Consider the following 20,735-nt stretch of genomic DNA (forward strand, 5'->3'; position numbering starts at 1 on the left):
TGAGAGCGTTGAGACCCATGGCTGACGAACCCCTCGTCCTCGGTATCGAGACGTCCTGCGACGAGACCGGCGTCGGCATCGTCCGCGGCACCACGCTGCTCGCGAACGCCGTCGCGTCGAGCGTGGACACGCACGCCCGCTTCGGCGGCGTCGTCCCCGAGATCGCCTCCCGCGCGCACCTGGAGGCCATGGTCCCCACCATCGAGCGCGCCCTGGAGGACGCCGGCGTCTCCCCGCGCGACCTCGACGGCGTCGCGGTCACCGCGGGCCCCGGCCTCGCGGGCGCGCTGCTGGTGGGCGTCTCGGCGGCGAAGGCGTACGCGTACGCGCTCGGCAAGCCGCTGTACGGGGTCAACCACCTCGCCTCGCACATCTGCGTCGACCAGCTGGAGCACGGCCCGCTGCCCGAGCCGACGATGGCGCTGCTCGTCAGCGGCGGCCACTCCTCGCTCCTCCTCGCGCCCGACATCACCGCCGACGTCCGCCCGATGGGAGCGACCATCGACGACGCGGCGGGCGAGGCGTTCGACAAGGTCGCGCGGCTGCTGGACCTGGGCTTCCCGGGCGGCCCCGTCATCGACCGGCTCGCCCGGGAGGGCGACCCGGAGGCCATCGCCTTCCCGCGCGGGCTCACCGGGTCGCGCGACCCCGCGTACGACTTCTCCTTCTCCGGGCTCAAGACCGCCGTGGCCCGCTGGGTGGAGGCCAAGCGGAAGGCGGGCGAGGAGGTCCCCGTGCGGGACGTCGCCGCCTCCTTCCAGGAGGCCGTGGTGGACGTCCTCACCCGCAAGGCCGTCCGGGCCTGCAAGGACCAGGGCGTCGACCACCTGATGATCGGCGGCGGCGTGGCGGCCAACTCCCGGCTGCGGGCGCTCGCGGAGGAGCGCTGCGAGCGCGCCGGCATCCGGCTGCGGGTGCCGCGCCCGGGCCTGTGCACCGACAACGGCGCGATGGTGGCGGCGCTCGGCGCCGAGATGGTCGCCCGCAACCGGCCCGCCTCGGACCTGGAGCTCTCCGCGGACTCGTCGCTGCCGGTGACGGACCCGCACGTCCCGGGCCACGACCACGGCCACGACCATCTGCACGAGATCAGCAAGGAGAACCTCTACCCGTGACGGTCACCCTGATGTGGGAGGCCCGGGCGGTGCCCGGCCGGGGCGCCGAGCTCCTGGAGTGGGCCCGCGCGCAGCGGCTGGCCGCCCGGCCGCTGCGCCGCGAGACGTTCACCGCGCCGCAGGACCGGGTGCTGGTCCTGACCTGGTGGGAGACGCCGGAGGAGCCCCCCGGGCAGTCCCCGCAGGTCCCCGGGCGGTCCCCGCAGGCCCCCGGGCGGTCCTCCGAGCCCGCCGGGCGGTCCCGGGCGTACCCGGAGCTGCCCGAGCTGCCGGAGCCGCCCGCGGAGCTGGTGACCCGCCCGGTCCACCGCTGGCGGTTCGCCTCGCACGGCGTCGACTGACCCCGCCCGGATCCCCTCGGAGCGGCTCCCGGCCCGGTGCACCCTCCACACCGTTCCCCCGAACGAGTGAACCGCGGGGGTGTGTTTCCGCATCCACCGTCATGTGAACAGGACGACGGTGAAGGTGGCGGCGCTGTCCGCCCTGGTGGCGGCGGGACTCGCGGCGGGCTGCACGGCCGGCGGCGGCGGCCCGGCCCCGAGGCCGGGCCACGACGGGACGGCCGCCGCCCCCACGCCCCCCGCCGAGGGGACCGGGGCCGGGACCGGGAGCGCTGGTGCGGACGGGGCGGGCGAGGCCGGTCCGCCCGACGCGGCGCAGCGGGCCGCCGCGTACCGCAAGTGGGGCCTGGAGCCGCTGCCCGCGCCGCCCGCCCCGCCCGCGGTGAAGCCGGTCAGGACCGTCCGCACCGGCGCCGAGCGGGTGCCCGTCATCAGCGACGTCCCGACGAAGGACAAGGTCGTCTTCCTCACCATCGACGACGGCGCGGAGAAGGACCCGAAGTTCGCCGAGATGATGCGGGACCTCGGCGTGCCCTTCACGATGTTCCTCACCGACTCCGCGATACGCGGCGACCACGGCTACTTCAGGCCGCTCGCGGCCCTCGGCAACGGCGTCGCCAACCACACGCTGACCCACCCGAACCTGCGCACCCTCGGCGCCGGGGAGCAGCAGCGCGAGATCTGCGGGCAGCAGCGGAGGCTGGAGGAGGCGTACGGCACCGCCCCCCGGCTGTTCCGCCCGCCCTACGGCAACTGGAACGAGGACACCCGCGCCGCCGCCGCCCGCTGCGGGGTCGACGCGATCGTCCTGTGGCGCGAGTCCATGCAGATCACCGACATGCAGTACCAGCGCGGCGACCGGAAGCTGCGCCCGGGCGACATCGTCCTCGCCCACTTCCGCGGCCCGGCCGACCTCAAGGGGAAGACCATGACGGAGATGACCGCGAACCTCCTGCGGCGGATACACGAGCAGGGCTTCGCCGTGGCCCGCCTGGAGGACTACGTGTGACCCGGCCGCCCGCCGGACCCCGGTGAGGGGTACCGGCCACCCGCGACCTGGCCCCGGCCCGTGCCGTCCCCTCCTGACCTCCTGCCCCCGCCGCCTCCGCCGCCGCACCTGCGGAGCCGGCCCGACCGTGCCGCGCTGCTCGCCGACCGCGACTCGTCCGGTGGGCCGCCGTGGACCGCGGCCCGGGGCACGACGCCCGGCACCGCGCCGCCCGGAGCCCGACCCGGCTGCTCGGGTCGTTCGCGCCGGGCGCGGCGGGCCTGGCCCTGTGCGTCGGCGTGCCGGCGGCGGCCCGGCCCGGCACGACGACCCACCCGGAGGTCGCCCACGGGGTGGGCGCCGGGCTCCTGCCGCGGGTGCGCGGGCTCGCCGGCGGGGCGAGAGCCGTGGCCCACCGCCGGGCGGCCGTACGGCTGCTCAGTCCCGCCCGGCCGGCGTCGCCGGCCTCCCGACCAGCATCGTCGGAGCGCCCGCCACACGCGTGAGGAAGACCGTCGCGGAGTTCGGCCCCTTCGGTCCGACCTTGCGGCGCAGCTCCTCCGGCACCACCGCCGAACCGCGCTTCTTCACGGTGAGGACGCCCACCTCGCGCTCCCGCAGCAGCGCCTTCAGCCGCTTCAGGTGGAACGGCAGCACGTCCGTGATCTCGTACGCGGTCGCGTACGGCGTCGGGCGCAGCTCGTCGGCGGTGACGTAGGCGATCGTCTCGTCGACGAGCCCGCCGCCCACCGCGCGGACGACCTCCGCGACCAGGTGCGCCCGGATCACGGCGCCGTCCGGCTCGTACAGGTAGCGGCCCACCGGTCGGACCGGCGGGGCGGGCGGCGGCGCTGACACGGCGAGCGACGCGCCGGACGGCAGCAGGGTCGCGCGGACGGAGCCGGGGGACGTGCCGAACCACAGCACGGCCTCCTTCACGTCGCCGCCGTCCGAGATCCACTCGGCCTCGGCCTCCGGGGGGATCACCTCGTGCGGGATGCCCGGCGCGATCTTCAGCGCGGCGTGCGGGGCCCGGCGCGCGGTGTCGATCGCCCAGGACAGGGGCGGGGAGTACGCCTCCGGGTCGAAGATCCGCCCGCCGCCCCGGCCCCGGCCGCCCGTCGCCGTGCCGCGCCGGGCGGGGTCAACGAAGACGGCGTCGTACGGGGAGGCGTCGACCTCCGTGACGTCGGCGCAGCGCACCTCGACCAGCTCCGCGAGGCCGAGCACCTCGGCGTTGGCGCGGGCGACGGCCGCCGTGAGCGGGTCGCGGTCGACGGCGAGGACCCGGACGCCGGCGCGGGCGAGGGCGAGCGCGTCGCCGCCGACGCCGCAGCACAGGTCGGCGACGGACCGGACGCCGAGCCGGGCGAAGGAGGCCGCCCGGTGCTCGGCGACGGACCTGCGGGTGGACTGCTCGACGCCGTTCGGGGTGAAGAACATCCGGTACGCGTCGTCCGCGCCGAACTTCGCCACCGCCCGCTGCCGCAGCCGGGCCTGCCCGAGGGCGGCCGAGACCAGCTCGGCCGGGTGGTCGCGGCGCAGTCGCGAGGCGACGGCCAGCTCGCGCGCGGGGTCGTAGTGGCGCAGTTCGGTGAGGAGCGCGTGGCCCTCGGGGGTGCGGAGCGCGGAGAAGGCGGCGAGATCGGTCACCCGCCCCATTCTCGTCCAGTGTGGTCCAGGCGGGGGATGGTGCGGGTGCGGCGGCGGTGTCGCCCGTGCCGGGGGCCGGTGCGCTGACAGGATGCGGCGCCATGCAGCTAGTACGACAAAGGCGTCCATCGTCAGGTAATCGGACACGGCTGGGGGTCGCCGCCGCCCTGCTCTTCGCGGTCCTCGCCACGGCCTGCGGGGGCGAGGTGCGGCCCTCGGCCCAGGCGCAGGGCGAGACCGGGCTCCCCGACCGGCAGGGCAGGGCGGGAGCCGAGGCGGGGCAGGCGCAGCCGCGGACCGCGTCCGGGGCCCTCACCGCCTACGTCGACCGCTTCCGGCGCACCCAGGCGGCGCGGGCCGCCGCCGCCCGGCGGTGGGGGCTCAAGCAGACCCCGCTCCTGCCGCCCGCGCCGCCCGCGGTGAAGCCGGAGATCACCTTCCGCAAGGGCTTCGAGGTGGGCGACCCGTCCCTCCCGCCGGTCTTCACCACCGTCCCGACCAAGGAGCGGATCGTCTTCCTGACGATCGACGACGGGGCCGAGAAGGACCCGGAGCTGCTGCGCATGATGGCCGAGCTGGACATCCCGTACAGCGCCTTCCTCAGCGACTACCTGGCCAAGGAGGACTACGCCTACTTCGCGCGGATGCGGGACCGGGGCGTGGCCCTGCACAACCACACCCTCAACCACCGCTACATGCCCGCGCTCGACTACGAGGAGCAGCGGCGCGAGATCTGCGGCCAGCAGGACACCCTGGAGAAGCGCTTCGGCACGCGCCCCACCCTCTTCCGCCCGCCCTACGGGAACTACGACGCGGACACGCTGCGCGCCGCCCGGTCCTGCGGGATCAAGGCGGTGCCGCTGTGGACCGCCGAGGCGTTCCCCGACCGCATGGAGTGGCGGGAGTGGGACCGCGACCTGCACCCCGGCGACATCGTCCTCACCCACTTCCGGGGGCGCGGCGACTGGAAGGGGTCGATGGCCGACATGGTGCGCCGCGCCATGGACACCATCACGGCGCGCGGGTACGCCGTGGCCCGGCTGGAGGACTACGTCTGACCCCCCGCCCCACCCGTGATCCTCTTCGTACGCACGTGCGAGCTGAGGCGGCGCGCGGCGGGTCATTGGCACTCCGCTTGACCGAGTGCTAATCGCGGTCATAGTCTCAGGTCTGGCACTCCCCACCGGAGAGTGCCAACACAGCGACGGGCAGGTCCGGCACCCGCGACGACGGATCGACCTGGTCGCCACCTCAGACAGTTGACCCCGTGAGATCTCCGAAGGGGGAGGTCGGATCGTGACGACCACCAGCTCCAAGGTTGCCATCAAGCCGCTCGAGGACCGCATTGTGGTCCAGCCGCTCGACGCAGAGCAGACCACCGCCTCTGGCCTGGTCATCCCGGACACCGCCAAGGAGAAGCCCCAGGAGGGCGTCGTCCTGGCCGTGGGCCCGGGCCGTTTCGAGAACGGCGAGCGCCTGCCGCTCGACGTCAAGACCGGCGATGTCGTGCTGTACAGCAAGTACGGCGGCACCGAGGTGAAGTACAGCGGCGAGGAGTACCTCGTCCTCTCGGCCCGCGACGTCCTCGCGATCGTCGAGAAGTAGTCCGGGGGTCCGGGGGGTTCGCCCCCCGGCGTGACCCCGCGCTCCACGTGCCTTGAGCTGCGCCCCTGGCCCCCGTTGCTGTGCTGCCCGCACGTGCGCCGGGCGGCGAGGGGCGCCGCTCGTTTCCACCCAGTACCGAGAGGGCTGAACCGCTCCCATGGCGAAGATCCTGAAGTTCGACGAGGACGCCCGTCGCGCCCTTGAGCGCGGCGTCAACAAGCTTGCCGACACCGTCAAGGTGACGATCGGCCCCCGTGGTCGCAACGTCGTCATCGACAAGAAGTTCGGCGCCCCCACCATCACCAACGACGGTGTGACGATCGCCCGCGAGGTCGAGGTCGAGGACCCGTTCGAGAACCTCGGCGCCCAGCTGGTGAAGGAGGTGGCGACCAAGACCAACGACATCGCGGGTGACGGCACCACCACCGCCACCGTGCTCGCCCAGGCGCTCGTCCGCGAGGGCCTGCGCAACGTCGCCGCCGGCGCCTCCCCGGCCGCCCTGAAGAAGGGCATCGACGCCGCGGTCAAGGCCGTCTCCGACGAGCTGCTGGCCACGGCCCGCCCGATCGAGGAGAAGTCCGACATCGCGGCCGTCGCCGCGCTGTCCGCCCAGGACCAGCAGGTCGGCGAGCTCATCGCCGAGGCGATGGACAAGGTCGGCAAGGACGGCGTCATCACCGTCGAGGAGTCCAACACCTTCGGCCTGGAGCTCGACTTCACCGAGGGCATGGCCTTCGACAAGGGCTACCTGTCCCCGTACATGGTCACGGACCAGGAGCGCATGGAGGCCGTCCTCGACGACCCCTACATCCTGATCCACCAGGGCAAGATCGGCTCGATCGCCGACCTGCTGCCGCTGCTGGAGAAGATCATCCAGTCCGGCGCCTCCAAGCCGCTGCTGATCGTCGCCGAGGACGTCGAGGGCGAGGCCCTGTCGACCCTGGTCGTCAACAAGATCCGCGGCACGTTCAACGCCGTCGCGGTCAAGGCCCCCGGCTTCGGCGACCGCCGCAAGGCGATGCTCGGCGACATGGCCGCCCTCACCGGCGCCACGGTCGTCGCCGAGGAGGTCGGCCTCAAGCTCGACCAGGTCGGCCTCGACGTGCTGGGCACCGCCCGCCGCGTGACCGTCACCAAGGACGACACCACGCTCGTCGACGGCGGCGGCAACTCCGAGGACGTCACCGGCCGCATCGCCCAGATCAAGGGCGAGATCGAGACCACCGACTCCGACTGGGACCGCGAGAAGCTCCAGGAGCGCCTCGCGAAGCTGGCCGGCGGCGTGTGCGTCATCAAGGTCGGCGCCGCCACCGAGGTGGAGCTGAAGGAGAAGAAGCACCGTCTGGAGGACGCCATCTCCGCGACCCGCGCCGCGGTCGAGGAGGGCATCGTCTCCGGTGGTGGCTCCGCGCTGGTCCACGCCGTCAAGGTGCTGGACGACAACCTCGGCAAGGAGGGCGACGAGGCCACCGGTGTCGCCGTCGTCCGCCGCGCCGCCGTCGAGCCGCTGCGCTGGATCGCCGAGAACGCCGGCCTCGAGGGCTACGTCATCACCTCGAAGGTCGCCGACCTCGACAAGGGTCAGGGCTTCAACGCCGCCACCGGCGAGTACGGCGACCTGGTCAAGGCCGGCGTCATCGACCCGGTGAAGGTCACCCGTTCCGCGCTGGAGAACGCCGCCTCCATCGCCTCCCTCCTCCTCACCACCGAGACCCTCGTGGTGGAGAAGAAGGAAGAGGAGCCGGCGGACGCGGGCCACGGCCACGGCCACTCGCACTGACGCGCCGCGCGCACCCTCGGCCCCGCGCCGAGGACGACGAGGCCCGGTACCCCCTCGGGGGTACCGGGCCTCGCCCGTGTCCGGCGGCTCCCGTGTCCGGCGGCTCCCGGCGCCGGGAGCCGGTGGCGCGGGGGACCGGTGGCGCGGGAAGCCGGTGGCTACATGGGGCCGTACTTGCGCCCCGCCCGGGAGCTGACCCCGCCCAGCAGCCCGCGCGGCGCCAGCTTCACCACGCCCATCAGAGCCTTGTACCGCGGGTCCGGCACCGACAGCGTCCGGCCGCGCGCCAGGTCCGCCAGCGCGTCCGCCACCACCTTGTCGGCGTCCAGCCACATCCAGCCGGGGATGTTGTCCGTGCCCATGCCGGCCCGCTGGTGGAACTCCGTCCGCACGAAGCCGGGGCACAGCGCCATCAGCCGCACCCCGCTCCCCGCGAGGTCCCGCGCCGCGCCCTGCGTGAACTGCACGACCCACGACTTCGACGCCCCGTAGGTGCCGCGCGGCACGAACGCCGCGACCGACGCCACGTTCACGACGCCGCCCCGGCGCCGCTCGCGCATGGTCGCCGTCGCAGCCGCCGTCAGCCGCAGCACCGCCTCGCAGTGCACCTTCAGCATCCTCAACTCGTCGGCCATCGACACGTCGAGGAAGCGGCCCTTGTTGCCGAAGCCGGCGTTGTTGACCAGCAGGTCCACCGGCCTCCTGGTGTCCGCGAGGCGGGCCTCCACGGCCGCGATGCCGGCGTCGTCCGCGAGGTCCGCGGGCAGCACCTCCGCCTCCACGCCGTGCCGGTCGTGCAGTTCGGTCGCCTGCTCCCGCAGCCGGTCCACGTCGCGGGCGACCAGGACCACGTCATGGCCGTCGGCCGCCAGCCGCCGCGCGAACGCGGCCCCGATACCCGCGGTCGCGCCAGTAATCAGTGCACTCGTCATACGCGGCACGTTAGTGCCCCGCCTCCCGCAGCGGAGAGGCGCCCGGCCCCGCCCCCCGGGCCGGCGCGGGCACCCGGTCCAGTCCGGCCGCGTACTGCCGTGCCAGCGCCCGCAGTTCGGGGTGGGCGGCCTCGCCCGCGGCGAGGACCAGCGGCAGCAGCTCGCGCCGGGTCGTCATCGCGCGGAACGCCAGAGCCACCGTCACGTCGTGGTCCGGCCGGCGCACCACCTCCACCCGGTCACCCGCCCGGACCTCCCCCGGCACCACCACCCGCAGGTACGCGCCCGGCGCCCCGTGCTCCGTGAACCGCCGCACCCACCCCGCCTCGTCCAGCCGGCCGGCGAAGGTGCGGCAGGGGACGCGCGCGTTGGTCACCTCCAGCACCAGCGACGGCCCGATCCGCCACCGCTCGCCGAGCAGCGCGCCGTCCACGTCCACCCCACGGGTCGTCAGGTTCTCGCCGAAGCGGCCGTTGGGCAGGGTCCGGCCGAGCTCCCGCTCCCAGCGGTCCAGCTCCTCGCGCGCGAACGCGTACACCGCCTGGTCGGAGCCGCCGTGGTGGCGCCGGTCGCAGACCGCGTCCCCGGCCAGCCCTCCGCCGCCCTCGCCCTTCGGCCCCGGGTCGGCCACCCGGACCGGGCCCTCCACCGGCGCCTTCCCGATGCCGGTCTCCCCGCTCGGCGCGCTCGTGTACGCCACCTTCCGCGCGCGACCGACGTTCACCGTCAGCACGCGCCCCTCCATCGGCTCGTCCATGCGCGCACCGTAGCGCCACCGGCTCAAACCATCCACGGAATATCTCGCACCCGTCCAAAGAGTCCCTTATATTCATGGAGTGATCGAAGCCCGCCACCTCCGAGTGCTCCGCGCCGTCGCCGCCACCGGCTCCTTCTCCGCCGCCGCCCGCGAGCTGGGCTGCACCCAGCCGGCGGTCAGCCAGCAGATGAAGGCCCTGGAGGGCTCCGCCGGCACCCCTCTGCTCATCCGCACCGGCCGCGAGATGCGCCTCACCCAGGCGGGCGAGGCCCTCGTCCGGCACGCCGCGAGCATCCTCGCCGGGCTGACCGCGGCGGAGGAGGAGGTCGCCGCCATCGCCGGCCTGCGGGCGGGCCGCGTACGCCTCGTCTCGTTCCCCAGTGGCAGCTCCACCCTGGTGCCCACCGCCCTCGCCGCCCTGCGCGCCGCCCACCCGGGCACCCGCGTCTCGCTGGTCGAGGCGGAGCCGCCGCGCTCGGTCGAGATGCTCCGCGAGGGCGACTGCGACGTGGCACTCGCCTTCCGGTACGCGGGCGGCGCGGCCGAGTGGGACGACCTGGTCGTCCGCCCGCTGCTCACCGACCGGCTCGTCGGGCTCGTACCCGAGGGGCACCGCCTGGCCGGCGCCGGGTCCGTGGCGATCGGCGAGCTGGCCGACGAGCCGTGGATCGCGGGCTGCCCGCGTTGCCGCCGGCAGCTGGTCGACGTCTGCGAGGGTGCCGGGTTCACGCCGCGCATCGACTTCGCGACGGACGACTACCCGGCGGTCGTCGGCCTCGTCGGCGCGGGCCTCGGCGTCGCCGTCCTGCCGGAGCTGGCCGTCGAGTCGGTACGGCCGCGCGGCGCCCGCACGGTCGTGGTGGAGCCCCCGGTCGAACGGGAGATCGTCGCCCTCACCCTGCCCGACCTCGCCCATGTCCCGGCGGTCGCGGCGACCCTCGACCGGCTCACCGAGGCGGCGACGCGCGACTAGCCACGTCCGGGCGGACAGGGGGCACGCGCCCCCGCGTTCCGGGCGTGCCCGGGCAGGTCGGCCCGGCCCGCGTCGCGCGGGCGCGCGTGCCCGCCCGGTCCGGGGACGCGCGCCCCCGGGCACGCCTGCGCGGCACAGCCGGCGTGCGCCGCGCCGCTGTGCAGAAACGTTCCTTCTCAGTGGGGCCGGCGGCCCCGTCAGCTGTTGCCCGCCGCCCCCGAGGTCGTGATGAGCCGGGTGCGCGCCCGGCCCATGAGCTCCTCGCGCTCGTCCTCGGTCAGGCCGCCCCATACGCCGTAGGGCTCCCGCACGGCCAGCGCGTGGGCCGCGCACTCGGCGCGGACCGGGCATCTCATGCAGACCTCCTTCGCGGAGTTCTCACGCGCGCTCCGTGCGGCGCCGCGCTCTCCCTCGGGGTGGAAGAAGAGCGAGCTGTCGACCCCTCGGCAGGCCGCGAGCAGCTGCCAGTCCCACAGGTCGGCGTTGGGTCCGGGAAGGCGGGAGAAATCTGCCATGGCGCATGTCCCCTTGGTGCCGTACTGAGCTTACTGAGCGGTCTACTTGTCGGAGTAGATGTAAATATGACTCATTGCGAATCTAGCCACAGACACCACTGAAGGGAAGGAAAAGCCGCTAAATGGGGCATAGCTCCGAGTGAAGCGGCGGTGACCTGCGGCGCTCTCCTCCGTGTGCGCTCCCTCACGTAGAGTGTTGGAAGAGGTGCCCGCACCCGTAACTCTTTCGAGTGACCGTCGTTGAGAGTGCGGAGCGGTTGAAGGAACAAGCGCTCGGGCCGACGCCCGAGGGCGTCGACCGCTCAGGTGACGATTCGTAACCAGCCTGGAGGCCCAAGGTGACGCGCATCAGCTGCGGAGGACGGCCATGACATCCGTCCTCGTCTGCGACGACTCCCCGCTTGCCCGAGAAGCGCTCCGCCGCGCCGTCGCCACCGTGCCCGGCGTCGAGCGCGTGACGACCGCGGCCAACGGCGAGGAAGTCCTCCGCCGCTGGGGCGCCGACCGCTCGGACCTGATCCTGATGGACGTGCGCATGCCCGGTCTGGGCGGCGTCGAGACGGTCCGCCGGCTCCTCTCCGCGGACCCCGGCGCCCGCATCATCATGCTCACGGTCGCCGAGGACCTCGACGGCGTGGCGCTCGCCGTCGCCGCCGGCGCCCGCGGCTACCTGCACAAGGACGCCTCGCGCGCCGAGCTGCGCGCCACGGTCACCCAGGCGCTCGCCGACCCCACGTGGCGACTCGCCCCGCGGCGGCTGCGCTCCGCCGAGATGGGCGCCGCGCCCACCCTCACCGCCCGGGAGATCCAGGTGCTGGAGGGCATGAGCCACGGCCGGTCCAACGCCGAGATCGGACGCGAGCTGTTCCTCTCCGAGGACACGGTCAAGACCCACGCCCGCCGGCTGTTCAAGAAGCTCGGCGCCTCGGACCGGGCGCACGCCGTCGCGCTCGGCTTCCGCTGGGGCCTGGTGCGCTAGACCCACCCGCGGGGCCCCTCGGGCGGGCCCCGGGGCGGCCGTTCTCACCCCGTCCGCCACGCGGCGGACGGGGCGGCGCAGGCCCGATGTCTGTTTCCTGCGCGATGCCGCATCCTTGAGGAGTGGAGTTCCTCGGGGACGAGTCGATCGAGCGGGAGGGGAGGGCGCAGGGGATGAGTTCCGGCGCACCTGCTCATAACGCTTCGGTGCACAAGGCTGGACGCGGTGCCACGGAGCGGTCGCGGTCAAGGCACCATGGACCGATGCGTGACGACCAGACGCCGACCACCCCCACGCCCCCCGCGGGGCGGGGGTCGATCGGCGCACTCGTCCACCGCGCGGTGGAAGGGGACGAGCAGGCCACGCACGACCTGCTGGCCCACGTCCACCCGCTGGCCCTGCGCTACTGCCGCACCCGGCTGAACCGGCTGCCCGGCGACGCGCGCCACTTCGTCGAGGACCTCGCGCAGGAGGTCTGCGTCGCCGTCCTCATGGCCCTGCCCCGCTACAAGGACACGGGCCGCCCCTTCGAGGCGTTCGTCTTCGCCATCGCCGGGCACAAGGTCGCCGACCTCCAGCGCGCCGCCATGCGGCACCCCGGCTCCACCGCCGTGCCCTCCGACGAGATGCCCGAGCGCCCGGACGACTCGCTCGGACCCGAGGAGCGCGCCCTCCTCAGCGACGACGCCGAATGGGCCCGCCGCCTCCTCGCCAACCTTCCGGACAACCAGCGCGAGCTGCTCGTCCTGCGGGTCGCCGTGGGGCTCACCGCCGAGGAGACGGGGCAGATGCTCGGCATGTCCCCCGGGGCCGTCCGGGTGGCGCAGCACCGCGCGCTCAGCCGCCTCCGGGCGCTGGCCGGGCAGTAGCCGCGTGCGAGCCGCCCGGCCCGGTGCGGGCGCCGCCGGCTCCCGCGCACGCGCCACCGGCACGGCCGTATGGCGCATCTCATACGTGTGAACGTACGAAGCTTCCGAGTGATCTTGCTCGTGGAATGAGACACCCGCGCAGCCCGTTAGCATGGACATCCGCACCGATCAAGGCCATTGGGGAAGGTGTCATGACTGCCAACGTCGACGGAGTGCCCGAGAAATTCGCGACACTCGGGCTGACCTACGACGACGTGCTGCTGCTGCCGGGCGCGTCGGACATGGCGCCCGACCAGATCGACACCTCGTCGCGACTCTCGCGGAACGTCCGGGTCAACATCCCGCTGCTCTCGGCCGCGATGGACAAGGTCACCGAAGCCCGCATGGCGATCGCCATGGCCCGCCAGGGCGGCGTCGGCGTCCTCCACCGCAACCTCTCGATCGCCGACCAGGCCAACCAGGTCGACCTGGTCAAGCGGTCCGAGTCCGGCATGGTCACGGACCCGATCACGGTCCACCCCGACGCCACGCTCGCCGAGGCCGACGCGATCTGCGCCAAGTTCCGCATCAGCGGCGTCCCGGTCACCGACCAGGCGGGCAAGCTGCTCGGCATCGTCACCAACCGCGACATGGCCTTCGAGACCGACCGCGCCCGGCAGGTGCGCGAGGTCATGACGCCCATGCCGCTGGTCACCGGCAAGGTCGGCATCTCCGGCGTGGACGCCATGGAGCTGCTGCGCCGTCACAAGATCGAGAAGCTGCCGCTCGTCGACGACAGCGGCCTGCTCAAGGGCCTCATCACCGTCAAGGACTTCGTCAAGGCGGAGAAGTACCCGAACGCCGCGAAGGACAAGGAGGGCCGCCTCCTCGTCGGCGCCGCCGTCGGTGTCGCGGGCGACGCGTACGAGCGCGCCCAGGCGCTGATCGAGGCGGGCGTCGACTTCATCGTCGTCGACACCGCGCACGGCCACTCCAAGCTGGTCGGCGACATGATCGCCAAGATCAAGTCGAACGCGGTCGTCGACGTCATCGGCGGCAACGTCGCCACCCGCGACGGCGCCCAGGCGCTCGTCGACGCGGGCGCGGACGCCATCAAGGTCGGCGTCGGCCCCGGCTCCATCTGCACCACCCGCGTGGTCGCCGGCATCGGCGTCCCGCAGGTCACCGCGATCCACGAGGCCGCCCAGGCGGCCCGCGCGGCCGGCGTCCCCGTCATCGGCGACGGCGGGCTGCAGTACTCCGGCGACATCGCCAAGGCGCTGGTCGCCGGCGCGGACACGGTCATGCTCGGCTCGCTGCTCGCCGGCTGCGAGGAGTCCCCCGGCGAGCTGATGTTCATCAACGGCAAGCAGTTCAAGTCGTACCGCGGCATGGGCTCGCTCGGCGCCATGCAGTCCCGGGGCGAGCAGCGCTCGTTCTCGAAGGACCGGTACTTCCAGGAGGGCGTCGCCTCCGACGAGAAGCTGGTCCCCGAGGGCATCGAGGGCCAGGTGCCCTACCGCGGCCCGCTCTCCGCGGTCGTCCACCAGCTGGTCGGCGGTCTGCGCCAGTCGATGTTCTACGTCGGCGGCCGCACCGTCCCCGAGCTCCAGGACCGCGGCCGGTTCGTCCGGATCACCTCCGCGGGGCTCAAGGAGAGCCACCCGCACGACATCCAGATGACGGTCGAGGCGCCGAACTACAGCAGGAAGTAGCAGCACCCGCGCGAGGGGCGGTCCCGGCATGCGGCCGGGCCCGCCCCTCACGCGCGTGTCGGGGATACTGGTAGGCGCAGACGTAGAGGGAAAGGCCACACATCGTGACTGAGATCGAGATCGGGCGCGGCAAGCGCGGCCGCAGGGCGTACGCGTTCGACGACATCGCCGTCGTACCGAGCCGGCGCACCCGGGACCCGAAGGAGGTCTCGATCGCGTGGCAGATCGACGCCTACCGCTTCGAGCTGCCGTTCCTGGCCGCCCCCATGGACTCCGTGGTGTCCCCGGCGACCGCCATCCGCATCGGCGAGCTCGGTGGCCTCGGCGTCCTCAACCTGGAGGGCCTGTGGACCCGCCACGAGGACCCGCAGCCGCTCCTCGACGAGATCACCGAGCTGGACGGGGAGTCCGCGACCCGCCGTCTGCAGGAGATCTACGCGGCGCCCATCCAGGAGGAGCTGATCGGCCGGCGCCTCAAGGAGGTGCGCGACTCCGGCGTGGTCACCGCCGCCGCGCTCTCCCCGCAGCGCACGGCCCAGTTCTCCAAGGCCGTCGTCGACGCGGGTGTGGACATCTTCGTCATCCGCGGGACGACCGTCTCCGCCGAGCACGTCTCCGGCGCGGCCGAGCCGCTCAACCTCAAGCAGTTCATCTACGAGCTGGACGTCCCGGTCATCGTCGGCGGCTGCGCCACGTACACCGCCGCCCTGCACCTGATGCGCACGGGCGCCGCGGGCGTGCTCGTGGGCTTCGGTGGCGGCGCCGCGCACACCACGCGCAACGTCCTCGGCATCCAGGTCCCGATGGCCACGGCCGTCGCCGACGTGGCGGCCGCCCGCCGCGACTACATGGACGAGTCCGGCGGCCGGTACGTGCACGTCATCGCCGACGGCGGCGTGGGCTGGTCCGGCGACCTGCCGAAGGCCATCGCCTGCGGCGCCGACGCGGTGATGATGGGCTCCCCGCTCGCCCGCGCCACCGACGCGCCCGGCAGGGGCCACCACTGGGGCATGGAGGCCGTCCACGAGGACGTGCCGCGCGGCAAGCTCGTCGACCTGGGCGTGGCCGGTACGACGGAGGAGATCCTCACCGGTCCCTCGCACTCGCCGGACGGGTCGATGAACTTCTTCGGCGCCCTGCGCCGGGCCATGGCGACGACCGGCTACAGCGAGCTGAAGGAGTTCCAGCGCGTCGAGGTGACGGTCGCGGACTCGCAGCACAGCCGCTGACACCCGGCCGCGGCCGCAAGGAGAAGGGGCCCGCACCTGTGGTGCGGGCCCCTTCCGCGTGCCGCGGCGCGGCGCGGTCCGGCGTGGCGGGTGGCTACGCGGCGCCCTTCTTGGCGCCGGCGAAGGCGGTCAGCGCGCCGATGCCGAGGAAGACGTACGTCATCCCGTCCGCGGCGGTCTTCCACAGGTCCGCCAGCTCGGTGAAGTTCTCGAAGAAGATCTCCGCGAACGACGCCTGGCCGAGCTTGCCGAAGACGACGGCGATGGCGACCAGCTGGCCCAGGTAGACGGCGCCCGCCGCGAGGGCCGCGGCACCGACGGCGAGGACCGGGTTGCGGCCGCCGACCTTGCCGGCGACGAAGCCGACGAGCAGGCCGACACCGACCGCCGCGTACCCGATCTCGCGCTCCAGCGCGCCCCCGAGGCCGCCGTACGCGCCGGCGGCGACCAGGGCGGCACCCAGCGCGGCCAGCAGCCCGAGCGCGATGTTGTTCCGTGCGGGCGCCGGCGGCGGGACCGGGGCCTGCGGGTAGGGCTGCGGCGGCGCGGCCTGGCCGCCGGTGAACGGGTTGCCGGACTGCGGCGGCGGTACGGGCTGGCTCATGCTGGGATCCCCCCTGGAGTGGCTGCGCGGCCGGGGCGGGACGTGACGTGTCCACGGTCGCGATCAGAGGCGGACACTAGCAGGCCGCCCCGACGGCGAGCGGGGGCGTGAAGGGGCCGGCGTCCCGCGCGGAGGCGGGGCCGGCCTCGCGCGCGGGGGCGGCCGGGAGGGGCCCGCGTCACAGGCGGTGCGCCGCCCCCACCGGGGTCGCCCCGCGCGTGTCGAGCAGCAGCTGCGCCTTCACGGCCAGGCCCTGGAGGTCGTACGTGCGGTGGGGTTGGAGCAGGATCGTCAGGTCGGCCCCGGCCGCCGCCTCGTACAGGGAGTCCGCGCGCGGGACCGGCACGTCGTGGACGCGCCACACCGGGACGTACGGGTCGTGGTAGCTCACCGCCGCGCCCATCTCCCGGAGCCGCCGCGCGATCTCCGGGGCGGGCGAACCGGTGCGGTCGGCGAGGTCCGGCTTGTGGGTGACGCCGAGCAGCAGGACCCGGGCGCCGCGCACGGACTTGCCGTGCTCGTTGAGCAGGGTGGCGCAGCGGCGGGTGACGTACTGCGGCATCCGTTCGTTGATCTGGCTCGCCAGTTCGACCAGGCGCAGCGGGCGGTGGGCGCCGACGGTGTCGACCGGCGCGCAGTGGCCGCCGACGCCGGGGCCCGGGCGGAACGCCTGGAAGCCGTACGGCTTGGTCTCCGCGCACCGGATGACGTCCCACAGGTCGACGCCCAGCTCGTGGCAGAGCACGGCCATCTCGTTGACCAGGGCGATGTTGACGTGCCGGAAGTTGGTCTCCAGGAGCTGCACCGTCTCGGCCTCGCGCGGGCCGCGCGCCCGGACCACCTTGTCGGTGAGCCGGCCGTAGAAGGCGGCGGCGGACTCGGTGCAGGCCGGGGTGAGGCCGCCGATGACCTTCGGGGTGTGGCCGTGGCCGTGGTCGCGGTCCTCCGGGGCGGGGCGGGCGGGCGAGTAGGCGAGGTGGAAGTCCCGCCCGGCGCGGAGCCCGGAGCCCTGTTCGAGGAGGTCGCGGAGGGGGCCCTCGGTCGTGCCGGGCGGCACCGGGGACTCCACCAGCACGGTGGTGTGGGGGCGCAGCCGGGCCGCGAGGGCGGCGACGGCGTCGGTGACGGCCGTCAGGTCGAGGGTGCCGGAGGGGCCGGGCGGGGCGGGCGCGCAGACGACGGCCGTGCGGACGCGGCCCAGCTCGGCGGGGTTGGTGGTGGGGCGGAAGCCGGCGGCGAGCATCCGGCGGATCTCCGAGGGGGTCAGGGAGCCGTCGACCGGCGGCCGCCCGGCGGCGAGGTCCGCCGCCGGGCGGGGGTCGGTGTCGTAGCCGATGGTGTCGACACCGGCTGCGGAGGCGGCCTGGGCGAGGGGCAGTCCGAGGTGGCCGAGGCCGATGACGGCGAGGTCTGCGGGCATGGGGATGGGCCGTCCTTCCCAGTAGCCGGAGGGGACGAGACGCGCAAGTCCTGTGGACGGAACGAGCGGACGCAATGTCAGACTAGGCGTAAATATGACCGTTATGCGGTATTGGGTGGCCGTTGTCGCCCGAGTGTTGTCCACAGGTTGCGCGGGGCCGGTGGCCGATGTCGGGGAGCCGGGACAGAATCGACCCTGTGAGCCCGGTCACACGGGGGTCGGCGGCGACGGGAGGCAGCGGTGAGGACAGCGAGACTGGGACCCGCGGAGCGCACGGCGGCGCTGGCGGCGATGGCCGAGCGCCAGCTCGACCTACTGGTCGTGGGCGCGGGTGTGGTCGGCGCCGGCACCGCGCTCGACGCGGCGACGCGCGGCCTGTCCACGGGGCTGGTGGAGGCCCGCGACTGGGCGTCCGGCACCTCCAGCCGGTCCAGCAAGCTCATCCACGGCGGCCTGCGCTACCTGGAGATGCTGGACTTCGCCCTCGTCCGTGAGGCCCTCAAGGAGCGCGGCCTGCTGCTGGAGCGCCTCGCGCCGCACCTGGTCAAACCGGTGCCGTTCCTCTACCCGCTGCGGCACAAGGGGTGGGAGCGCCTGTACGCCGGCTCCGGCGTCGCCCTGTACGACGCCATGTCCGTCTCCTCCGGGCACGGCCGCGGCCTGCCCGTGCACCGCCACCTGTCGCGCCGCCGCGCCCTGCGGGTGGCCCCCGCCCTGCGCAGGGACGCCCTGGTCGGCGCGCTGCAGTACTACGACGCCCAGATGGACGACGCCCGGTTCGTCGCCACCCTGGTGCGCACGGCCGCGGCGTACGGCGCGCAGGTCGCGAGCCGCGCCCGGGTCGTGGGCTTCCTGCGCGAGGGCGAGCGGGTGGTGGGCGCCCGGGTCCGGGACGTCGAGGCGGGCGGCGAGTACGAGGTCCGCGCCCACCAGGTCGTCAACGCCACCGGCGTCTGGACCGACGACACCCAGGCGCTCATCGGGGAGCGCGGCCAGTTCCACGTCCGCGCCTCGAAGGGCATCCACCTCGTCGTCCCCAAGGACCGCATCCACTCCACGACAGGGCTGATCCTGCGCACGGAGAAGAGCGTCCTGTTCGTCATCCCCTGGGGCAGGCACTGGATCATCGGCACCACCGACACCGACTGGGACCTGGACAAGGCCCACCCGGCCGCGTCCAGCGCCGACATCGACTACCTCCTCGACCACGTCAACGGCGTCCTCGCCACCCCCCTCACCCGGGACGACGTCGAAGGCGTGTACGCCGGTCTGCGCCCCCTGCTGGCCGGCGAGTCGGACGCCACCAGCAAGCTCTCCCGGGAGCACACGGTCGCCCACCCCGTGCCCGGTCTCGTCGTGGTCGCGGGCGGCAAGTACACGACGTACCGCGTCATGGCCAAGGACGCCGTAGACGAGGCGGTGCACGGACTCGACACCCGCGTCGCCCCGTGCGTCACGGAGGAGGTCCCGCTGCTCGGCGCCGAGGGGTACCGGGCCCTGTGGAACGCCCGGGCCCGCACCGCCGCCCGCACCGGCGTCCACGTGGTGCGCGTCGAGCACCTGCTGAACCGCTACGGCTCCCTCGCCGACGAGGTCCTGGACCTGGTCGCGCAGGACCCGGCCCTGGGCCGGCCCGTGACGGGCGCCGACGACTACCTCCGCGCGGAGATCGTCTACGCCGCCTCCCACGAGGGCGCCCGCCACCTGGACGACGTCCTCACCCGCCGCACCCGCATCTCCATCGAGACCTTCGACCGGGGCACCGGATGCGCCCGGGAGTGCGCCGAGCTGATGGGGCGTGTCCTGGACTGGGACGAGGAGCGGATCGCCAAGGAGGTGGAGCACTACGAGAAGCGCGTCGAGGCGGAGCGCGAGTCGCAGCGGCAGCCGGACGACCAGACGGCCGACGCGGCCCGGCTCGGCGCCCCGGACATCGTGCCGCAGTGACGGCGCGCCGGGCGGAGAGGGCGTCAGGTCGCGGGTGACGTGGGGCGTCGGACGCCGGGTCGCCGGCCAGGCAGGCGGCGAGGGCTCTCGGAGTCGCCGGCCGGGTCGGGGGCGCGGGCTCTAGGGGTCGCCGGTCAGGTCGGGGGCCGGGCGGGTGTCGGCGGCGGCGCAGAACTCCGCCGTGAGCACGGAGCGCACCAGCGCGCGGCCGGCGGCGCGGGGGGACGGCGCGCGCGGGGCCGGAGTGTCGGCGCTCACCTGGAAGGTGACGACGTGTCGCCCGTCGCCCGTCGCGGCGGTACGGACGTAGCTCCCCGGTACGCGGCCGTCGTGGCCCCACACCGTCATGCCGCAGGGGAGCCGCGTCGGGACCGCGCCGTAGCGGCCGTCGGCCGGGGCCGTGTCGAGGAGGACGCGCAGGGACGGGCGGGGGAGGAGCCGGCCGCCGAGGAGGGCGGCGTGGAAGCGGTTCAGGTCGGCGAGGGTGCTGACCAGTTCACCGGCCGCGCCCGCGGTGCGGGGGTCGAGGGAGGTGACGTCCCGGCCCGCGGAGTCGTGGCCGCGGCCGTGCGGTTCGGGGAGTGATGTACGCGCCCCCGGGAACGACGTACCGGTGAGGCGCAGGGGCGCGATGACGCGGCGGTGGGCCTCCGCGGCGTGGGAACGGCCGGTGGCCCCGGCGATGACCTCGCCGAGGACGACGTATTCGGTGTTGGCGTAGGAGAAGGCGCCCGGCGCGCGGGCCGGGCGCCGGGCGAGCGCGGCGCGGACGGCCGCCGACGGGGTGGCGGGACGGATCGGTGGAGCGAGGTCGGGGAGGCCGCTGGTGTGGGTGAGGAGGTGCCGGAGGGTGATGCGGCGGTCGGGCGGAGCCGGGAGGAGACCGGGGGCGTACGTCGCCGGCGGGGCGTCCAGGGACAGGCGTCCCTCAGCCGCCAGTTGCAGGACGACGGTCGCGACGAACGTCTTGGTGACGCTGCCCGCGCGGAAGTGGTCGGCCTCGCCGATGGAGGGGCCGGTCGTCTCGAACCGGGTGGTCCCGGCCGTCTGCGCGAGCAGGCCGGCGGCGGGCGCTCCACCCGCCGTGACCAGCGCGGCGAGCACCGGCGACGGTCCGCCCACCGGGTCGCCGACGGACAGGCCGCAGATGGCCAGAACCAAGGGCACCAGGAGTCTCGTCCTCAACTTCGCCATGGCGCGGCACCCTCCCTCACCGTCATCCTTGCGGACGCCGGACCCGGGAGAATCACCGGTCCCGGAGTGAGGGACAATGAAGGCTCTGCCAGGGCGGGTTACCGCACCGCGCGGACGCGGCAGGCGCGGGCGGGAAACAG

19 protein-coding genes are annotated in these 20,735 nt (G+C 74.2%); 12 read left to right on the forward strand and 7 right to left on the reverse strand.

Annotated features, from left to right (window positions below):
* The first annotated feature begins 17 nt into the window (after positions 1–17).
* The 3 genes from tsaD to LPA54_RS11945 all read left to right on the forward strand — a co-directional run bounded on the left by tsaD (position 18) and on the right by LPA54_RS11945 (position 2,465).
* Positions 18–1,115, forward strand: coding sequence for a tRNA (adenosine(37)-N6)-threonylcarbamoyltransferase complex transferase subunit TsaD (gene tsaD, locus LPA54_RS11935; RefSeq protein WP_228976601.1), 1,098 nt, complete (start codon positions 18–20; stop codon positions 1,113–1,115).
* A complete protein-coding gene (locus tag LPA54_RS11940; protein WP_228976603.1) occupies positions 1,112–1,456 on the forward strand; it encodes a hypothetical protein in 345 nt (114 codons plus the stop codon). The genes tsaD and LPA54_RS11940 overlap by 4 nt, the downstream gene beginning before the upstream one ends.
* A gap of 103 nt (positions 1,457–1,559) precedes the next feature.
* Complete coding sequence (locus tag LPA54_RS11945; RefSeq protein WP_228976605.1) at positions 1,560–2,465, forward strand: polysaccharide deacetylase family protein; 906 nt, start codon at positions 1,560–1,562, stop codon at positions 2,463–2,465.
* A 417-nt stretch (positions 2,466–2,882) separates the two neighbouring features.
* Here the strand turns inward: LPA54_RS11945 and LPA54_RS11950 are convergent, their stop codons facing one another.
* Positions 2,883–4,106: a methyltransferase domain-containing protein gene (locus tag LPA54_RS11950; protein WP_228976607.1), complete on the reverse strand. Its 1,224-nt coding sequence runs from the start codon at positions 4,104–4,106 to the stop codon at positions 2,883–2,885.
* 92 nt (positions 4,107–4,198) lie between these two features.
* Here LPA54_RS11950 and LPA54_RS11955 point away from each other — a divergent pair, with 92 nt between their 5' ends.
* The 3 genes from LPA54_RS11955 to groL all read left to right on the forward strand — a co-directional run bounded on the left by LPA54_RS11955 (position 4,199) and on the right by groL (position 7,482).
* Positions 4,199–5,155 carry a polysaccharide deacetylase family protein gene (locus LPA54_RS11955; protein ID WP_228976608.1) on the forward strand — a complete coding sequence of 319 codons (957 nt, stop codon included), beginning with the start codon at positions 4,199–4,201 and terminating at the stop codon, positions 5,153–5,155.
* 238 nt (positions 5,156–5,393) lie between these two features.
* Positions 5,394–5,702 carry a co-chaperone GroES gene (gene groES, locus LPA54_RS11960; RefSeq protein ID WP_017949608.1) on the forward strand — a complete coding sequence of 103 codons (309 nt, stop codon included), beginning with the start codon at positions 5,394–5,396 and terminating at the stop codon, positions 5,700–5,702.
* Between the two features lie 157 nt (positions 5,703–5,859).
* The gene (gene groL, locus LPA54_RS11965) at positions 5,860–7,482 is read left to right on the forward strand and encodes a chaperonin GroEL (protein ID WP_228976609.1); all 1,623 of its coding nucleotides are present in this window, start codon (positions 5,860–5,862) and stop codon (positions 7,480–7,482) included.
* Between the two features lie 158 nt (positions 7,483–7,640).
* On the opposite strand, the gene LPA54_RS11970 is transcribed toward groL, so the two are convergent.
* Together LPA54_RS11970 and LPA54_RS11975 are read right to left on the reverse strand one after the other, a co-directional pair.
* Positions 7,641–8,414: an SDR family oxidoreductase gene (locus LPA54_RS11970; RefSeq protein WP_228976611.1), complete on the reverse strand. Its 774-nt coding sequence runs from the start codon at positions 8,412–8,414 to the stop codon at positions 7,641–7,643.
* A 10-nt stretch (positions 8,415–8,424) separates the two neighbouring features.
* Positions 8,425–9,171: an MOSC domain-containing protein gene (locus tag LPA54_RS11975; protein WP_228976613.1), complete on the reverse strand. Its 747-nt coding sequence runs from the start codon at positions 9,169–9,171 to the stop codon at positions 8,425–8,427.
* Between the two features lie 79 nt (positions 9,172–9,250).
* On the opposite strand from LPA54_RS11975, the gene LPA54_RS11980 reads away from it, so the two are divergent.
* Complete coding sequence (locus LPA54_RS11980) at positions 9,251–10,144, forward strand: LysR family transcriptional regulator (protein WP_228976614.1); 894 nt, start codon at positions 9,251–9,253, stop codon at positions 10,142–10,144.
* Positions 10,145–10,341: 197 nt separating this feature from the next.
* On the opposite strand, the gene LPA54_RS11985 is transcribed toward LPA54_RS11980, so the two are convergent.
* Positions 10,342–10,659, reverse strand: coding sequence for a WhiB family transcriptional regulator (locus tag LPA54_RS11985; protein WP_228976616.1), 318 nt, complete (start codon positions 10,657–10,659; stop codon positions 10,342–10,344).
* A 367-nt stretch (positions 10,660–11,026) separates the two neighbouring features.
* On the opposite strand from LPA54_RS11985, the gene LPA54_RS11990 reads away from it, so the two are divergent.
* From LPA54_RS11990 to LPA54_RS12005, 4 genes are all read left to right on the forward strand, one after another.
* The gene (locus tag LPA54_RS11990; protein ID WP_003948568.1) at positions 11,027–11,638 is read left to right on the forward strand and encodes a response regulator transcription factor; all 612 of its coding nucleotides are present in this window, start codon (positions 11,027–11,029) and stop codon (positions 11,636–11,638) included.
* Positions 11,639–11,901: 263 nt separating this feature from the next.
* On the forward strand, positions 11,902–12,507 hold the full coding sequence (locus LPA54_RS11995; RefSeq protein WP_058943125.1) for a sigma-70 family RNA polymerase sigma factor: 606 nt from the start codon (positions 11,902–11,904) through the stop codon (positions 12,505–12,507).
* A gap of 191 nt (positions 12,508–12,698) precedes the next feature.
* Positions 12,699–14,201: an IMP dehydrogenase gene (gene guaB / locus LPA54_RS12000; protein ID WP_228976618.1), complete on the forward strand. Its 1,503-nt coding sequence runs from the start codon at positions 12,699–12,701 to the stop codon at positions 14,199–14,201.
* A 104-nt stretch (positions 14,202–14,305) separates the two neighbouring features.
* Complete coding sequence (locus LPA54_RS12005) at positions 14,306–15,430, forward strand: GuaB3 family IMP dehydrogenase-related protein (protein ID WP_228976621.1); 1,125 nt, start codon at positions 14,306–14,308, stop codon at positions 15,428–15,430.
* Positions 15,431–15,524: 94 nt separating this feature from the next.
* On the opposite strand, the gene LPA54_RS12010 is transcribed toward LPA54_RS12005, so the two are convergent.
* Together LPA54_RS12010 and LPA54_RS12015 are read right to left on the reverse strand one after the other, a co-directional pair.
* Entirely contained in the window at positions 15,525–16,034 is a 510-nt protein-coding gene (locus LPA54_RS12010) for a hypothetical protein (RefSeq protein ID WP_228976623.1), read from the reverse strand.
* Positions 16,035–16,212: 178 nt separating this feature from the next.
* Entirely contained in the window at positions 16,213–17,454 is a 1,242-nt protein-coding gene (locus tag LPA54_RS12015; protein WP_228976625.1) for a nucleotide sugar dehydrogenase, read from the reverse strand.
* Positions 17,455–17,694: 240 nt separating this feature from the next.
* On the opposite strand from LPA54_RS12015, the gene LPA54_RS12020 reads away from it, so the two are divergent.
* The gene (locus LPA54_RS12020; RefSeq protein WP_228976626.1) at positions 17,695–19,401 is read left to right on the forward strand and encodes a glycerol-3-phosphate dehydrogenase/oxidase; all 1,707 of its coding nucleotides are present in this window, start codon (positions 17,695–17,697) and stop codon (positions 19,399–19,401) included.
* Positions 19,402–19,521: 120 nt separating this feature from the next.
* Here LPA54_RS12020 and LPA54_RS12025 read toward each other — a convergent pair whose 3' ends face one another.
* The gene (locus tag LPA54_RS12025; protein ID WP_228976628.1) at positions 19,522–20,595 is read right to left on the reverse strand and encodes a serine hydrolase; all 1,074 of its coding nucleotides are present in this window, start codon (positions 20,593–20,595) and stop codon (positions 19,522–19,524) included.
* Between the last annotated feature and the right edge of the window lie 140 nt (positions 20,596–20,735).

It is taken from the genome of Streptomyces sp. DH12 (assembly GCF_020873895.1).
In the GTDB taxonomy this organism is placed as follows: Bacteria; Actinomycetota; Actinomycetes; order Streptomycetales; family Streptomycetaceae; genus Streptomyces.

What these genes read in the sequence shown, in the direction of transcription:
- tsaD (WP_228976601.1), top strand. Translation starts at nt 18, where the DNA reads ATGGCTGACGAACCCCTCGTCCTCGGTATCGAGACGTCCTGCGACGAG.
- LPA54_RS11950 (WP_228976607.1), bottom strand. Translation starts at nt 4,106, where the DNA reads ATGGGGCGGGTGACCGATCTCGCCGCCTTCTCCGCGCTCCGCACCCCC.
- LPA54_RS11955 (WP_228976608.1), top strand. Translation starts at nt 4,199, where the DNA reads ATGCAGCTAGTACGACAAAGGCGTCCATCGTCAGGTAATCGGACACGG.
- groL (WP_228976609.1), top strand. Translation starts at nt 5,860, where the DNA reads ATGGCGAAGATCCTGAAGTTCGACGAGGACGCCCGTCGCGCCCTTGAG.
- LPA54_RS11970 (WP_228976611.1), bottom strand. Translation starts at nt 8,414, where the DNA reads ATGACGAGTGCACTGATTACTGGCGCGACCGCGGGTATCGGGGCCGCG.
- LPA54_RS11975 (WP_228976613.1), bottom strand. Translation starts at nt 9,171, where the DNA reads ATGGACGAGCCGATGGAGGGGCGCGTGCTGACGGTGAACGTCGGTCGC.
- LPA54_RS11985 (WP_228976616.1), bottom strand. Translation starts at nt 10,659, where the DNA reads ATGGCAGATTTCTCCCGCCTTCCCGGACCCAACGCCGACCTGTGGGAC.
- LPA54_RS11990 (WP_003948568.1), top strand. Translation starts at nt 11,027, where the DNA reads ATGACATCCGTCCTCGTCTGCGACGACTCCCCGCTTGCCCGAGAAGCG.
- LPA54_RS11995 (WP_058943125.1), top strand. Translation starts at nt 11,902, where the DNA reads ATGCGTGACGACCAGACGCCGACCACCCCCACGCCCCCCGCGGGGCGG.
- guaB (WP_228976618.1), top strand. Translation starts at nt 12,699, where the DNA reads ATGACTGCCAACGTCGACGGAGTGCCCGAGAAATTCGCGACACTCGGG.
- LPA54_RS12010 (WP_228976623.1), bottom strand. Translation starts at nt 16,034, where the DNA reads ATGAGCCAGCCCGTACCGCCGCCGCAGTCCGGCAACCCGTTCACCGGC.
- LPA54_RS12015 (WP_228976625.1), bottom strand. Translation starts at nt 17,454, where the DNA reads ATGCCCGCAGACCTCGCCGTCATCGGCCTCGGCCACCTCGGACTGCCC.
- LPA54_RS12025 (WP_228976628.1), bottom strand. Translation starts at nt 20,595, where the DNA reads ATGGCGAAGTTGAGGACGAGACTCCTGGTGCCCTTGGTTCTGGCCATC.